The sequence below is a fragment of the Acinetobacter genomosp. 33YU genome (assembly GCF_001990725.1).
Lineage (GTDB): Bacteria > Pseudomonadota > Gammaproteobacteria > Pseudomonadales > Moraxellaceae > Acinetobacter > Acinetobacter seifertii.
The window spans coordinates 162,841-178,901 of the sequence record NZ_LFZQ01000009.1 but is presented as its reverse complement, the minus strand read 5'-3'; the positions used below and the strand labels follow the sequence as shown (position 1 = coordinate 178,901).

The 16,061-nt window shown below is 40.1% G+C and carries 11 protein-coding genes and 1 pseudogene; all 12 read left to right on the top strand.

Annotated elements, in window-relative coordinates:
* Positions 1-101 precede the first annotated feature (101 nt).
* The 12 genes and pseudogenes from AC056_RS11175 to AC056_RS11120 all read left to right on the top strand — a co-directional run bounded on the left by AC056_RS11175 (position 102) and on the right by AC056_RS11120 (position 16,043).
* Positions 102-1,160, top strand: coding sequence for a pilus assembly protein PilM (locus tag AC056_RS11175; protein WP_167370372.1), 1,059 nt, complete (start codon positions 102-104; stop codon positions 1,158-1,160).
* A complete protein-coding gene (locus tag AC056_RS11170; protein WP_077163636.1) occupies positions 1,160-1,804 on the top strand; it encodes a PilN domain-containing protein in 645 nt (214 codons plus the stop codon). Before AC056_RS11175 ends, AC056_RS11170 begins: the two co-directional genes overlap by 1 nt.
* The gene (locus AC056_RS11165) at positions 1,801-2,541 is read left to right on the top strand and encodes a type 4a pilus biogenesis protein PilO (RefSeq protein ID WP_039251102.1); all 741 of its coding nucleotides are present in this window, start codon (positions 1,801-1,803) and stop codon (positions 2,539-2,541) included. Before AC056_RS11170 ends, AC056_RS11165 begins: the two co-directional genes overlap by 4 nt.
* Before the next feature lie 10 nt (positions 2,542-2,551).
* Entirely contained in the window at positions 2,552-3,079 is a 528-nt protein-coding gene (locus AC056_RS11160) for a pilus assembly protein PilP (RefSeq protein WP_004705193.1), read from the top strand.
* 61 nt (positions 3,080-3,140) lie between these two features.
* A complete protein-coding gene (gene pilQ, locus AC056_RS11155) occupies positions 3,141-5,252 on the top strand; it encodes a type IV pilus secretin PilQ family protein (RefSeq protein WP_077163635.1) in 2,112 nt (703 codons plus the stop codon).
* A gap of 11 nt (positions 5,253-5,263) precedes the next feature.
* A complete protein-coding gene (gene aroK / locus AC056_RS11150) occupies positions 5,264-5,833 on the top strand; it encodes a shikimate kinase AroK (RefSeq protein ID WP_004705195.1) in 570 nt (189 codons plus the stop codon).
* 28 nt (positions 5,834-5,861) lie between these two features.
* Complete coding sequence (aroB, locus tag AC056_RS11145; protein WP_077163634.1) at positions 5,862-6,944, top strand: 3-dehydroquinate synthase; 1,083 nt, start codon at positions 5,862-5,864, stop codon at positions 6,942-6,944.
* A gap of 15 nt (positions 6,945-6,959) precedes the next feature.
* A pseudogene (locus tag AC056_RS11140) lies at positions 6,960-7,833 on the top strand (hypothetical protein).
* 461 nt (positions 7,834-8,294) lie between these two features.
* Positions 8,295-12,770, top strand: a complete 4,476-nt coding sequence (gltB, locus tag AC056_RS11135) for a glutamate synthase large subunit (protein WP_171220357.1) — start codon at positions 8,295-8,297, stop codon at positions 12,768-12,770.
* 69 nt (positions 12,771-12,839) lie between these two features.
* On the top strand, positions 12,840-14,261 hold the full coding sequence (locus tag AC056_RS11130) for an FAD-dependent oxidoreductase (RefSeq protein ID WP_019457868.1): 1,422 nt from the start codon (positions 12,840-12,842) through the stop codon (positions 14,259-14,261).
* A 173-nt stretch (positions 14,262-14,434) separates the two neighbouring features.
* A complete protein-coding gene (locus AC056_RS11125; protein WP_077163633.1) occupies positions 14,435-15,322 on the top strand; it encodes a metal-dependent hydrolase in 888 nt (295 codons plus the stop codon).
* A gap of 130 nt (positions 15,323-15,452) precedes the next feature.
* Positions 15,453-16,043 (top strand): LemA family protein, encoded by a 591-nt coding sequence (locus AC056_RS11120; protein WP_002051712.1) that lies wholly within the window; start codon positions 15,453-15,455, stop codon positions 16,041-16,043.
* The last annotated feature ends 18 nt before the right edge of the window (positions 16,044-16,061 follow it).

Genomic DNA, 16,061 nt, shown 5'->3' with positions numbered 1-16,061 from the left:
ATGCGGATTGTTAGATGAGATATTGTATCCGTGTAAAAATAAAGACCGAGATTGTTGGTTTGTAATTTTTTTTGGGGATAAAAAAATAATAGGACAATAGTGTGCTCAGGTTATATCGTAAACCTAATAAGGGGTTAATGGGCGTCGATATTAGTTCGACTTCTGTTAAGTTGTTAGAGCTCTCTGTCAAGAACGGTAAATATTGGGTTGAAAGCTACGCTTTGATGCCTTTACCTGAAAACAGTGTAGTTGAAAAAAATATCTTAAATCCAGAAGCAGTAGCGGAAGCATTGGAAAGGGCGATTAACTTAGCAAATCCCCAAACCAAAAATGCTGCAATTGCTGTTCCTACATCGACGGTTATTCATAAAACTATTGAGATGGATGCGGATATGAGCGATGATGAACGTGAAGTTCAGATTCGTGTAGATGCGGAGCAGTATATACCGTTCCCTTTAGATGAGGTGAGCCTAGATTTTGAGGTTCTACCTGACCGGCTTGCGAATTCAAATCGTGTAAATGTACTCTTAGTCGCAACAAGAACGGAAAACGTAGAAACGCGCGTTGAGGTTCTTGAGTTGGCAGATTTAAATCCTAAATTGGCTGATGTTGAAAGTTATACTGTTGAGCGCGCATTTAGTGTGTTTGCTGATAGCTTGCCTATGGGTGCAAATACGATAGGGGTTTTAGATATTGGCCATACCATGACAACATTGTCTGTCATGCAAAACGGCAAAATTATTTATACCCGTGAGCAAGTTTTTGGCGGAAAACAACTTACGCTTGAAATTCAAAGTCGTTATGGTTTGTCTTTAGAAGAGGCAAGTCGAGCGAAAAAAGATCGTTCTTTACCAGATGACTATGAAATTGAAGTATTAGATCCGTTTCTAGATGCTGTAGTTCAGCAAGCGGCTCGCTCTTTACAATTCTTCTTTTCTTCATCTCAGTTTAACGAAATAGACCATATCCTGCTTGCAGGCGGAAATGCGAATATTCCAGGTCTTGCCAAGCTTTTGCAGCAAAAATTAGGTTACCGTGTCACTATTGCCAATCCATTTTTACAGATGGGTTTTTCTCCTCAAGTCGACGTTCAAAAAATTGAAAATGATGCCTCATCTTTAATGGTGGCGTGTGGCTTGGCTTTAAGGAGTTTTGATTAATGGCAACAATTAATTTACTACCTTGGCGTGAAGAGCTGAGGGAGCAACGAAAAAAACAATTTATAACGTTATGCTTTGGGGTGGTTGTGTTAGGAATTACAACCGTATTTGGGGGGTGGTTCTATTTTGATCATAAATTAGATGATCAAGAACAAGCAAATCAACTTATTACAAGTACTAATCAAAACCTTGATCAGCAATTAAAAGCATTAAATGGTTTACAAGAACAGCGTGATGCCATCATTGAGCGTATGAAATTGATTCAAGATTTACAAAGTCAGCGTCCAGTCGTGGTAAGACTGGTTGATGAGTTAGTCAGAGTCACGCCACCTGCAATGTATTTAACGAAATTTAGCCGAACTGGGGATAAATTTACGATAGAAGGGAAAGCTGAAAGTCCAAATACGGTAGCTGAACTACTCCGTAATCTTGAAGCATCTCCTTGGTATCGAAATGCTTTTATGAACTCTTTCTTGGCTACTGAAGATAAAAAAGATAAGGCAGCAAGTTCTCTTCTTCCTAGAGTAGAAGATAATTACGGTAGTTTTGTTGTGACTGTCGATTTAGGGGAAATGGGCGTGACCACAGCTGATAATAATGCTGATAAACCAGCCGTAGCTAAAGATACGGGGGCAGCAAAATGAGTCAAGATGAACTTCACGAGTTATCATTAGAGCAAGCAGCTTCAAAGAAAAAGAAATTTAATCTCGATAAATTCCTTCAACAATTTAATACGCTGGATATGAACAACTACGGTAGTTGGCCCATATCTGTAAAAATTACTTGTTGGATTTTTATTTTCTTTGCTGTATTAGCCTTGGGTTATTTTGTTGCTATTCAGCCAAAGCTACAAGCAATTGATAATGCTCAAGCTCAGGAAAGTAACTTGTTAAACGAATTTCGAGAAAAAGATTCGAAATTACGTAATTTGCAACAGTATCAAGTCCAACTTCAAGAGATGCAAGCAAATTTTAATCAGCAATTAGAGCAGTTGCCTAAAGAAACAGAGATTCCTAGTTTGGTTGAGGATATTAACTTAACTGGTGTGAACTCAGGATTGAAATTTAAAAATATTCGCTTGGAGAATGAAGTAAAACAGGAAGTCTTTATTGAACAACCGATTGCGATAGAAGCCACAGGTGATTATCACGCCTTTGGAGCTTTTGTGAGTAGTATTGCTGCGTTGCCGCGTATCGTAACCATGCATGACTTTACTGTTGATGTATCTCCAACTAAAGACAGCAAGTCTGATATTCCTGTATTGAACTATTCTATTAAAGCGAAAACCTATCGCTATGTAGAAGCAACAGATACAGCGAAGCAATCGACCCAAGCTCCAACAACACCTGCTTCAACTAGCACGACTGATCAGCCGAAATAGGAGAGTTATGATGAAAATTAAGCAAATTACTCTTTATATTTTGGCTTGTGCTGCGCTTGTAGGATGTGATTCAAGAATTGATGCAGTCAATCAGCAAATGGCAAATATCCGTAATCAACCGCCGCTAGCTATTGAACCAGCACCTATTTTTACTCCTGTACCACAATTTAATTATGCTGCTCATCAATTAAAAAGCCCATTTATGCCAAGCTCACTGGCTGCTGAACTTAAAATTATGGCTGGAAAACGGGTTTATCCAAATTTCTCACGTACGCCACAGCCATTAGAAAGTTATGCACTTGAGGCTTTAAGTATGAAAGGAAGCATGCGGAATAGTCGTGGTCAAATATTAGCTCTCATCCAGACACCAGATCATCAAGTTGAACGGGTACAAGTGGGCAATTATATGGGCATGAATCAGGGCCGTATTACCCAGATTAGTCCGACCCAGATTGATTTGGTCGAGATCGTGCCAGATGGTCGAGAAGGCTATGTCGAGAGACCGAGAACATTGGTCTTGATTGGGCCTGCACCCTAATATTTAGGGAATAACAACGAAAAAGTATTTTTAAAGATTATTTATTGGGGATGGTCAGACAATGAATCAGGTATTCCGTCAGTTTTCTATGGGGGCTGTAGCGATTGCAATTATGCAGGCTGCATCTGCACAGGTCAGCATGACCAATATTGTACCAATGCAAGTTCCAGGTCAGGGTACAGAAATTAGAGTCATGTTCAATGGTTTGCCTCCACAGCCACAAGCTTACCAACTTGAAAACCCTTCGCGTTTAATACTGGATTTTGATAAGGCGCAACAAAGTTTAAAGCAGTCTAAAATTGCTGTTGCAACGAATGAAGCAAGTTCCGTTGATGTGACTTCAGATGATACGCGTTCTCGTTTAACAGTAAATCTAAAAGATGCTGGTGCTTTTACAACCCGCGTGGAAGGCAATACTTTCATTCTAAAAATTAATTCAGCTCAAACAACGAATAAGCCGATACCAGTAGCTACCGCACAACCACAAGGTGTCTCAAATATTGGCTTTCAGCGAGGTAGTCAGGGAGAAGGTTTAGTTGTTGTCGATCTTTTGGGAAGTAATACGCCTGTAGATGTTCAACAACAAGGCAGTAAAGTTGTTATAAGAACATTAGGTACAAAGATTCCGACACATTTAGCACGTCGTTTAAATGTAAATGATTTTGCAACGCCTATTTCAAGTATTGATGCTTATAATGAAAAAGGTGCTGGTGTAATCACAATTCAGTCATCTGGTAGCTATGAATATATGGCCTATCAGGCTGAAAATAAGCTCACTATTAGTTTGAAACGTCCACAAGATAAAAGTACATCAGCTTCGTATAAAGCACCAAATTATTCAGGCAATAAACTTTCATTAGACTTCCAAGACATTGAAGTGCGTCGTGTTCTACAATTGCTTGCCGATTTTACAGGCATCAATATGGTGGCTGCTGATAGTGTGCAAGGTAACATCACGCTACGTTTGAAAGATGTACCTTGGGATCAAGCACTAGATATTATTTTAAAAACTAAAAATCTTGATAAACGTCGTAATGGGAATGTAATTTGGATTGCTCCTGTTACTGAATTAATTAAAGCAGAAGATGATGAGGCAAAAGCCTTAGCTCAAACGATTAAGTTAGCACCAATCCAAACAGATTATATTCGTTTGAATTATGCGAAAGCAGCGGATGTACTTAAGTTAATTGAAGAGACCCGTGATGCAAAAGGAGCAGCCGTAAACCGTACTGCCAATTCAGATACTCTCGCTTTAGAGAGTTTATTGAGCTCACGTGGTAGCGCGGTTGCTGATACACGTACTAATACTTTAATTGTAAATGATACAGCACAAAACATTGATAAAATTCATAAAATGATTGATTTGCTTGATGTACAGGTTAAGCAAGTTATGGTTGAAGCACGTATTGTTAGAGCCTCTACCTCATTTACCAAAGAACTTGGGGTAAAGTGGGGTATTCTTTCGCAAGGAATTACCAAAAATAATGATTTATTGGTTGGTGGAAGTGAAACAACTTTATGGAATTTAAAAAATCCAGATAGCAGTGGGAAGTATACAATTGAACGTCCAGATAATTTAAACGTTGATTTGGGTGTTTCTAATCCAGCAGGAAGTATTGCCTTTGGCCTCATTAGTATGTCTGACTTCATGTTGGACCTTGAACTCTCAGCTTTACAGGCTGATGGTTATGGTGAGGTGATTTCAACACCTAAAGTGATGACTGCAGATAAGCAGCCTGCAAAAGTTGCCACGGGTCAACAAGTTCCTTACCAATCAACAACCAATTCTGGTGCTGGTTCAACAGTAACAACGTCATTTAAAGATGCTCTCTTAAGTCTGGATGTTACTCCTAGCATTACACCTGATGGCAAGATTCAAATGAAATTAGATATTTCTAAGGATTCTATAGCTGGTGAAGCACCAAATGGTGAATTAATTCTGAATAAGAATAATATCAATACCAATGTATTGGTGGATAATGGAGAAACTGTCATTTTGGGTGGTGTATTCGAGCAAACAACAAAGAATTCTCAAACTAAAGTTCCTTTCTTTGGGGATATTCCTTTAGTTGGGCGTTTATTTAGAAAAGATGTAAAGTCTGATGATAAACAAGAGTTACTGATTTTTGTAACACCACGAATTGTTAATGACACTTTGGCGAGAAATCATTAATATATTTTTCAATGAAAGCAATTGAAATAGGTGGCGCCTTGCCAAGCAAAGCGTTTGAAACCCTACCAAATATTTATTTGGTAGGGCCCATGGGGGCAGGAAAAACAACCGTTGGACGTCATTTAGCAGAACTATTAGGGCGTGAATTTTTAGATAGTGATCATGAAATTGAGCGCAAGACAGGGGCAACTATTCCTTGGATTTTTGAAAAAGAGGGGGAGGTTGGGTTCCGAACTCGTGAAACTGTGGTTTTAAATGAGCTGACCTTACGTAAAGCGTTGGTGTTGGCAACAGGTGGTGGAGCAATTACCCAAGCGCCTAACCGAGAATTTTTAAAGCAACGCGGAATAGTTATTTATCTCTATACACCTGTCGAATTACAATTACAAAGAACCTACCGCGACAAAAACAGACCATTATTACAAGTTGAAAATCCTGAACAGAAATTGCGAGACCTATTAAAGATCAGGGATCCTTTGTATCGTGAAGTTGCGCATTATACGATTGAAACGAATCAAGGCGCTGCACGTGATCTCGCACAAAAGATTTTGCAACTTATTCTATCGAACAAGCTAAAATAGACAAACTGACTAGTGGTTTTATAAATTCATGCAAACATTACATGTTGAATTAGGCGAACGCCGTTATCCTATTTTTATTGGTAGTCAACTTGACCCGAAACAATTACTAGAGCCTTATATTCATGGTCAACAGGTCATGATAGTCAGTAATGTGACGGTTGCGCCTTTATATTTAAGCCACTATCAGGAAGCTTTAAAAAGTTTAGGTAAAACAGTTGCGACTTGTATTTTGCCTGATGGTGAAAAATACAAAGATATTCAACATCTAAATTTAATTTTTGATGCATTACTTGAAGCTGGTTTTAACCGTGATTGTACCGTTTTAGCTTTAGGTGGCGGTGTGATTGGAGATATGGCTGGTTTTGCATCTGCTTGTTTCCAGCGTGGCGTTTACTTTGTTCAGGTTCCTACCACATTACTTTCACAAGTAGATTCAAGTGTTGGTGGAAAAACAGGAATCAACCATCCGCTTGGTAAAAATATGTTAGGTGCTTTTCAACAGCCGCAAGTTGTTCTGGCTGATATGGCACAACTCAATACATTGCCAGAACGTGAACTTTCAGCAGGTTTAGCTGAAGTGATCAAATATGCTCTTTTAGGTGATGCTGATTTCTTGGTTTGGCTTGAAGAAAATATGGATGGGCTTGTTGCGAGAGATGCTAATTTACTTGCAGAAGCTGTCTATCGTTCATGTGCTCACAAAGCGCGTATCGTTGCTAATGATGAAAAAGAACAAGGTGAACGTGCTTTACTTAATTTAGGCCACACTTTCGGTCATGCGATTGAGTCATATCTTGGTTATGGTACTTGGTTACACGGTGAAGCTGTTGCAACCGGTATGGTCATGGCAGCAGATTTATCACAGCGTTTGGGCTGGATCTCAACTGAAGATGTAGCACGTACAAAAAAAATCATTCAACGTGCGAATTTGCCGATATCATGTCCACAAATTCCATTGGATGATTTCCTTGGATACATGGCGCATGACAAAAAAGTTCTCAATGGGCAATTACGTTTGGTGTTATTAAAACAACTTGGACAAGCTGTCATTACTAAAGACTTTGATGTCGAATTGATGAAGCAAGCTATTTTGGCAAATCAACACGGATAATAGATAAGGTAAAGCATGACTGTATCACGTACATTTTGGCAGAATGTTCAACAATATATCTGGTTGGTTGGTGGTATTGCCTGCTTGTTGCTGGCCTTTATTTTCTGGGTAATTACCGATAGCAAGAAACTGGTTGAAGTTGAAAAGTCAGCTGATTCTGATGCGCCTGTTCAAATTCAACCAGAGAAAGTTGCTACGACACCTAACTTGGGTGCTTTAGCTGATGAAGTTCGTCCACTTGATCTAACAACTCGTACAGTTGCATCTGGTGAGCATGAACCAGAGTTTCGTGGTACGAAATTTATTAACGAAAATAAAAAACAATGGACGCTTGAGATATTTAGAGCATCTGATGAAGACATCATTAAAAACTTTTTAAAAAATCGTAGTGATCGTAATAAATTTATTTATTTTCGTTTAAGTGGTGAACAGCAAGCGGAGCAGTATGTTTTGGTTTATGGAACCTTTAAACGCTCAGACGATGCAATTCAGCAGTTAACACAGATTAACCTACAATTGCCTGAGTCTATTAAGCCTCAGCCACAACAGTTCTCAAGTTATGCTCCTTTGGTCAATGATTTGGGTGCAGATGAGATGAAAGGTGGGAATAATCAGCTTTATGAAGTTCGTCTGCGTCCAGCCGCTCTACCTACAATTGATGAATCATTATTGATGGCTGGATCAACTAATGCCGCAGTTAATGTTCAGCCGAAAGCTCCTGCAACCAATTCAGCCACTAAGACCACTATTGTTCGCCGTGATGCTCAAGGAAATGTAGTGGATGTACAACAATCGAATTCAAATATTGATCAACCTAATAAGCCAGCTCAAACACGTTCAAACGATATTCAATAAAAATGCCCCAAATAAGGGCAGGAAAAGAAGATAATTTGCTCAACAATATGCACAATATTGGTGCAAAATAAAATCTAATAATATTTTTTGACCATATCTGGTGCATATTTAGTCATTTTTTGGTGTGATAACGCGAATAAAATAGATATATTTATATTGAATATAAGTACTTAGATTAATTTTTACTATATGGCACACTTTTTGCTTTATTGTTGTGCTTATTAATGTGCTGCAAACTATTTTAGCCCTCTAAGAAGTGAATTCTATGCAGAGTCGTGGGGTCGAACTGCTTTAAAAGAGTGCGAAATAAGTCAAAACATTTTTCTAGCAAAAACCAGTGTACGTAAAAATGGAACAGCGTATATTGGCTTATCAGCCCAAAATTTTTTATTTGCGAAACATTGAGCTAACTATCATCGGTAGGCACTATCGCAAAAAGAAGTTGTTTGTTTGACGCTCGAAAGAGCCTTATTGAAAGAAGGGTACGCTATGCACATGCCATCGCCTAATACTGTAGCTCCCGCTCAAGGTTTATATCAGCCTGATGAGTTTAAGGATAACTGTGGTTTTGGACTGATTGCCCATATGAAGGGTGAATCAAGTCATCATCTAGTAGAAACCGCGATTCACAGTTTAAGTTGCATGACGCACCGTGGTGGTATTGCCGCAGATGGCAAGACGGGAGATGGTTGCGGTTTATTATTGGCGATGCCAAAGCAATTTTTCCGTGATGAAGCAAAAAAACTAAGTGATATTACACTCAGTGAAATTTTTGCTGTGGGTACGGTATTTTTAAATATTGATCCAGCATTAGCACAGCACTCTAAAAATATTTTAACGAAAGAAATCGAGTCAGAAGGTTTACGTGTTCTTGCTTGGCGTATCGTTCCTACAAATAACGATGCATTAGGTGAAATTGCGCTTCAATCTTTACCAGCTTTTGAACAAGTCATTGTGAACTGTCCAATGGGTGTAACTGAGGTTGAATTTAACCGTAAGTTATTCTTGGCGCGTCGCCGTGCGGAACAACAACTCCAAAAAGATCCGTTATTTTATGTGACTACACTTTGTTCAACAGTCATTAGCTATAAAGGCTTGATGATGCCTGCGGCAATTGCTGAGTTCTATACAGACCTGGCAGATGAGCGCTTAAAATCGCATATTGTGGTATTCCACCAACGTTTCTCTACAAATACATTACCGCGTTGGCCTTTGGCTCAGCCATTCCGTTACCTTGCGCATAATGGTGAAATCAACACCATTACAGCAAACCGTAACTGGGCATTGGCACGTACGCCTAAATTTGAAAACCCATTATTACCGGGTCTTACTGAGCTTAATCCGATTGTAAACCGCACAGGTTCAGATTCTTCAAGCCTAGATAACATGCTTGAGATTTTGGTGGGTGGCGGTATGGATTTATTCCGTGCATTACGCATGCTCGTTCCACCAGCTTGGCAAAACGTTGAAACTTTAGATGCAGACTTACGTGCATTCTATGAGTTCAACTCTAAGCATATGGAAGCTTGGGATGGTCCTGCCGGTCTTGTTATTCAAGATGGTCGTCATGCGATTTGTATGCTTGACCGTAATGGTTTACGTCCTGCACGTTGGGTAATTACCAAAAATGATTACATCACCTTAGCATCTGAAATCGGTGTTTGGGGCTATGAACCTGAAGATGTAGTTTCTAAAGGCCGTGTAGGTCCGGGTCAAATTTTGGTAGTTGATACCTTAACAGGTAAAGTACTTGATACTAAAGATGTGAGTACGCATTTGAAAAACATGCGTCCGTACCGCGAATGGCTACGTGATCATGCAATTCGTTTAAAAGCAGACCCAGAACTTGAAGAGCAACTTGTTGATAAAGGTTTAACTGGTGAGGCATTAAAAGTAGCTCAAAAAATGTTTATGGTGACATTTGAAGAGCGCGACCAGTTACTACGCCCAATCGCTGAAAGTGGACAGGAAGCAGTAGGCTCTATGGGTGATGATACACCTATGGCTGTATTGTCTCGTCAAGTACGCCACGTGACAGATTATTTCCGTCAACAGTTTGCACAGGTAACAAACCCACCAATTGATCCGCTACGTGAGTCAATTGTAATGTCGTTAGAGACCTGTTTAGGTCGTGAGCAGAATGTATTTGAGCAAGGCCCTGAGCATGCTGATCGTATCATCATCTCTAGTCCAGTATTGTCAAATTCAAAAATGCAGCAAATCCGTAGCATTGAGCGTCCGGGTTACGAAGCAGTTGATATCAACTTAAACTATGCCGAAGAAGAAGGTTTGCAAGCTGCGATTACACGTATCTGTGAAGAAGCTGCGCAAGCAGTTCGTGATGGCAAAACTTTAATTGTCTTAACAGATAAAAATATCAGCCAAGGTTTATTACCAGCAAACGCAGCACTTGCAACAGGTGCGGTACATCATTACCTCATCAAAACTGGTCTGCGCACTGATGCAAACATCATGGTTGAAACTGGTTTTGCACGTGATCCGCATCAATTTGCGGTATTACTTGGTTTTGGTGCAACCGCTGTTTATCCATACCTTGCGTATGACGTGATCAATGATTTGATTGCTAAAGGTGAGCTTTTAGGTGACCCAATCCATGCGCAAGCAAACTTCCGTAAAGGTATTGAGAAGGGCTTGCTAAAAGTTCTTTCAAAAATGGGTATCTCTACCGTCGCTTCTTATCGTGGTGGTCAGCTCTTTGAAGCAGTAGGTTTATCATCTGAAGTGGTAGATCAGTGTTTCTTAGGTGTTCCAAGTCGTATTCAAGGTGCAACATTTGCTGACCTCGAAAAAGACCAGAAAAAATTAGCAGCGACAGCTTGGTCAAGCCGTAAACCAATTGATCAGGGTGGTTTGCTTAAATTCGTATTTGATAAAGAGTACCACGCGTTCAACCCAGATGTGATTAACTCATTACACAAAGCGGTTCGCTCTGGTAAGTACGAAGACTTTAAAGAATATGCTGAGTTGGTGAATAATCGTCCAGTAGCGACTATTCGTGACTTATTTAAGTTAAAAACAACCAATTCAATTCCAGTTGAGCAAGTTGAATCAGTTGAAGATATCTTGCCTCGTTTTGACTCGGCTGGGATGTCTTTAGGTGCGCTTTCTCCAGAAGCACATGAAGCAATCGCAATCGCAATGAACACGATCGGTGGTCGTTCAAACTCTGGTGAAGGCGGTGAAGATCCTGTTCGTTACGGCACAATTCGTAACTCAAAAATTAAACAGATTGCATCTGGTCGTTTCGGTGTAACACCTGCGTACTTAACTTCTGCTGAAGTACTGCAAATTAAAGTTGCTCAAGGTGCAAAACCGGGTGAAGGTGGTCAGTTACCAGGTGGTAAAGTAAATGGCTTAATCGCACGTTTACGTTATTCAGTACCGGGCGTAACACTTATTTCACCTCCGCCACACCACGACATTTACTCAATTGAAGATTTGTCTCAGTTAATTTTTGATTTGAAACAAGTTAACCCGAAAGCAATGGTATCTGTGAAGTTGGTATCTGAACCGGGGGTAGGAACAATTGCTGCTGGTGTTGCAAAAGCTTATGCGGACTTCATTACCATTTCAGGTTATGACGGCGGTACAGCTGCATCTCCACTTTCATCAATTCACCATGCGGGTTCGCCATGGGAGCTTGGTCTAAGTGAAGCGCATCAAGCACTGCGTGTAAATGACTTGCGTGGAAAAGTGCGTGTACAAACTGACGGTGGTTTAAAAACTGGTCTTGATGTCATCAAAGCAGCAATTTTAGGTGCTGAAAGCTTTGGCTTTGGCTCAACACCGATGATCGCTTTAGGTTGTAAATATCTCCGTATTTGTCACTTAAATAACTGTGCAACTGGTGTTGCGACTCAACAAGATCATTTACGTCAAGAGCACTATATCGGCGAGCCAGAAATGCTCATCAATTTCTTCCACTTCATTGCGGAAGAAACTCGTGAATGGTTGGCAGCATTAGGTGTGTCTTCATTAAAAGACTTGATTGGTCGTGTGGACTTGCTTGAAGTATTACCGGGTGAAACTGAAAAACATGCGCATCTTGATTTAAGTGCACTGTTAACTTCACATCCTTCTGCTGAAGGTAAAGCGCAGTACTGTGAAGTACAAGGTAATGCACCATTCGATAAAGGTGTATTGGCTGAGAAAATGGTTGCAGAAATGCTTCCTGCAATTGAGTCAAGTGCGGGTGGTCAGTTCAACTTTAATGTTGTGAACTGTGACCGTTCAATCGGTGCTCGTGTATCGGGTGAAATTGCTCGTCGCTACGGCAACTTGGGTATGGAAGCACATCCAGTTGTAATGAACTTAACTGGTACAGCTGGCCAGTCACTTGGTGTATGGAACGCTGGTGGTTTACACATCCGTCTTGAGGGTGATGCAAACGACTATGTAGGTAAAGGTATGGCGGGTGGTCGTATTTCGATTTTCCCACCACAAGGTTCACCTTTCCAAACACAAAACACAGCAATTATTGGTAATACCTGTTTGTACGGTGCAACTGGCGGTAAGCTTTTTGCAGCAGGTACAGCGGGTGAGCGTTTTGCAGTTCGTAACTCTGGCGCATTTGCTGTAATCGAAGGTGCGGGTGATCACTGCTGTGAATATATGACAGGTGGTGTTGTGACTGTACTTGGTAAAGTAGGTCATAACTTCGGTGCGGGCATGACTGGTGGTTTTGCTTATGTACTTGACCTTGATAATGACTTCGTAGATTACTACAACCATGAGTTGATTGATTTAAATCGTATTTCAACAGAATCTATGGAAGATCATAAAGAGTTCTTATTGCGTATTATCGATGAGCATATCAAAGAAACAGGTAGTGCTTGGGCTTATAAAATCCGCAATGAGTTCGACTTCTACAGCCGTAAATTCTGGCTTGTGAAACCAAAAGCTGCTAATTTGCAATCGCTTTTGAAAACTACACAAGCTGACCCACAATAATTCCACGACTGCAAAGACATAGGCAGGTGCGGGCAACAGTGAAATCCGCGCCTACCCACGGAGAGAGACATGGCAGAACGCCTAAATAATGACTTTCAATTTCTGGATGTACCACGCCAAGATCCAGAGAAAAAAGATATTACTGTCCGCAAAGCAGAATTTGTGGAAATTTATAAGCCTTTTACTTCGGAAACAGTCACTAATCAGACTCACCGTTGTTTAGGTTGTGGTAATCCTTATTGCGAATGGAAATGTCCAGTACATAACTACATTCCGAACTGGTTAAAACTGATTGCTGAAGGTCAAATTTTCCAAGCTGCTGAGCTTTGTCACCAAACAAATACCTTACCAGAGGTATGTGGTCGTGTCTGTCCACAAGACCGTTTGTGTGAAGGTGCTTGTACCTTAAATGATGGTTTTGGTGCAGTAACTATTGGTAATGCTGAAAAATACATCAATGACACAGCTTTTGCTTTGGGCTGGCGCCCAGACATGTCACATGTGAAATGGACAGGTAAAAAAGTTGCAATTATTGGTGCAGGCCCAGCAGGTCTAGGCTGCGCAGATATTTTAGCTCGTGGTGGTGTTAAGCCAGTTGTATTTGATAAACGTCCTGAAATTGGTGGCTTACTGACATTTGGTATTCCAGAATTCAAAATGGAAAAAGATGTCATGAAACGCCGCCGTGAAATTTTCACAGGTATGGGCATTGAATTCCGTTTAAATACTGAAATTGGTAAAGATGTCACTATTGATGAATTACTTGCAGAATATGATGCAGTATTCATGGGTATGGGAACTTATACCTACATGAAGGGTGGCTTCCCTGGAGAAGACCTTGATGGAGTTTATGATGCGCTTGATTTCTTGATCTCGAATGTAAATCGTTGCCAAGGTTGGGAAAAAGATCCAAGTGAATACATTAGCTTAGACGGTAAAAAAGTTATTGTTTTAGGTGGTGGTGATACCGCTATGGACTGTAACCGTACTTCATTGCGTCAAGGTGCTCACGATGTAACTTGTGCATACCGCCGTGATGAAAGCAACATGCCGGGTTCTGCACGTGAGGTGAAAAATGCCTACGAAGAGGGTGTGAAATTCCTATTCAATCGTCAACCAATCGAGATTGTTGGTGAAAATGGTAAAGTAACAGGCGTAAAAGTAGTAACGACGCAAATGGGTGAACCTGATAGTCGTGGCCGCCGTAGCCCAGAACCAATTCCGGGTTCTGAAGAAGTTTTACCAGCTGATGCAGTTTTACTAGCGTTTGGTTTCCGTCCAAGCCCAGCAGACTGGTTTGGTAATGTGAATATCAATCTTGATGGTTCAGGCCGTGTTGTTGCAGCTGAAAAACAAGAATTCAAATTCCAGACATCAAACCCGAAAATCTTTGCTGGTGGTGATATGGTACGTGGCTCAGACCTTGTTGTGACCGCGATTTGGGAAGGTCGTCAAGCTGCTGAAGGTATTTTAGATTACCTTGGTGTTTAATAAATTAATTTGTTAAATCACTCAAAAAGCCTACTTCAAGTAGGCTTTTTTTATTGTCTACCATTAGTCAGTTTGACATTTTTGGCAAATACAATAAGCTTTTTTGCCCTTTTTAGTGCTTAAATCCCAAGACATACTCAAAGCTTCCTTCTTCAATACAGTAGGTGTTGAGTATGAACATCGCAGGTATGACGTCAGAAAAATCATATTTAAATCGTCGAAAAGCGTTGGGTATTACAGTACGTCGCCTTGAGTTTAATCCTCAAGCAATCACGCGCTATTATTTTGCGAACTCGCCTTTAATGTCTCATTTTTTAACTGCACTCTCTTCAACATTTCCAGTAGGAGAGCAGTTTTTTGTAAATAGTGTGCGTAATGTGCGCGACAAAGTTTCAGACCCTCAACTACAGGCACAAATTGCAGCTTTTATTGGGCAAGAAGCAATGCACTCGAAAGCGCATGGTGAATTTAATGAGGCTTGGCGCCGTGAAGACTATAATTTGGATCGTTTTCAAGCGTGGCTAAATGAACGTGATAAATATTTAAGAACAATTCCACCTAAGCTACAGCTGGCACTGACATGTGCATTTGAGCATTTTACGGCTTTGCTTGGTGGATATATTTTACAGCATCCCGAACTACTAAAAACTTTAGATCAAGATGCTCTAAAACTTTGGGTTTGGCATGCTATCGAGGAAATTGAACATCGTTCAGTTGCATTTGATGTCTATCAACATGTCTATGGAGATGACCGTATTCGCCGATTATTAATGCGTAGTGTCACTACAGGATTTGCAAGTCTCGCTTTCTATGGGACAACTCGTTTATTTTGGCAAGATAAATGGAAAAGCTTACCTAAAATAGGTGGAAATATTTTTGGCGTATATTTGCTTGTTAAAATGCTTATACAACTTACACCTGAATATTTTGTTTATTACAAAAAGGACTTTCATCCAAGTCAAACAGATTATGGACATATGGTCGATTACTGGAAAAGCTATTTGGCTGGTGAATATCAAATGACAAGTTTCCAAGAAGAAACAATGCAACGACCAAGCTAAAATAAAAACCGGATTTAAAGATCCGGTTTTTTAAATTTATAAAATAAAAGCAACACAATAATGCCAAATTCATCATACAATCGAGACAAGAGGTTAAAAATATAAAGAAAAACTTGAGGATGAAGTGACGATGAAAACGTTTAAACAACTGGTAATCGCGACAACACTTGCAAGCACCTTACTATTTTCCGGCTGTGGCTATAATACTTTACAGGTCAAAGATGAGGCTGTAACAGCGGCGTGGTCTGAAGTACAAAACCAATATCAACGTCGATCAGATTTGGTACCAAACCTTGTAAATGTGGTTAAAGGCTATGCTAAACATGAAGAGCAAGTATTAACAGAAGTCACTCAAGCACGTGCAAATGTTGCAGGTTTGAAAGTTGATAAAGAAGTATTAGAAGACCCGGCGTTACTGGAAAAATATCAACAAGCACAAAGCCAGTTAACAGGTGCACTATCTCGACTTATTGCTGTTTCAGAAAATTACCCAGATTTAAAAGCCAACACTCAATTCCAAGAATTACAGGTTCAGCTTGAGGGTACAGAAAACCGAATTGCTGTGGCACGTAATCGTTATATTACAACTGTTCAGGACTATAACTCTTATGTCCGTCAGTTCCCACAAGCTGTAACAGCAAAAGTGATTGGTATGCATCCGAAAGCTAATTTCTCTGCGGAAGCATCGGCTCAACAGGCTCCAAAAGTTTCTTTTGATTAATTTAAATCAAGGAAGTGC

Bases quoted from the DNA above. Each gene is read 5' to 3' on its own strand.
- aroK (WP_004705195.1), top strand. From the start codon at position 5,264: ATGAAAGCAATTGAAATAGGTGGCGCCTTGCCAAGCAAAGCGTTTGAA.
- aroB (WP_077163634.1), top strand. From the start codon at position 5,862: ATGCAAACATTACATGTTGAATTAGGCGAACGCCGTTATCCTATTTTT.
- gltB (WP_171220357.1), top strand. From the start codon at position 8,295: ATGCCATCGCCTAATACTGTAGCTCCCGCTCAAGGTTTATATCAGCCT.
- AC056_RS11160 (WP_004705193.1), top strand. From the start codon at position 2,552: ATGAAAATTAAGCAAATTACTCTTTATATTTTGGCTTGTGCTGCGCTT.
- AC056_RS11130 (WP_019457868.1), top strand. From the start codon at position 12,840: ATGGCAGAACGCCTAAATAATGACTTTCAATTTCTGGATGTACCACGC.
- AC056_RS11125 (WP_077163633.1), top strand. From the start codon at position 14,435: ATGAACATCGCAGGTATGACGTCAGAAAAATCATATTTAAATCGTCGA.
- AC056_RS11165 (WP_039251102.1), top strand. From the start codon at position 1,801: ATGAGTCAAGATGAACTTCACGAGTTATCATTAGAGCAAGCAGCTTCA.
- AC056_RS11170 (WP_077163636.1), top strand. From the start codon at position 1,160: ATGGCAACAATTAATTTACTACCTTGGCGTGAAGAGCTGAGGGAGCAA.
- pilQ (WP_077163635.1), top strand. From the start codon at position 3,141: ATGAATCAGGTATTCCGTCAGTTTTCTATGGGGGCTGTAGCGATTGCA.
- AC056_RS11120 (WP_002051712.1), top strand. From the start codon at position 15,453: ATGAAAACGTTTAAACAACTGGTAATCGCGACAACACTTGCAAGCACC.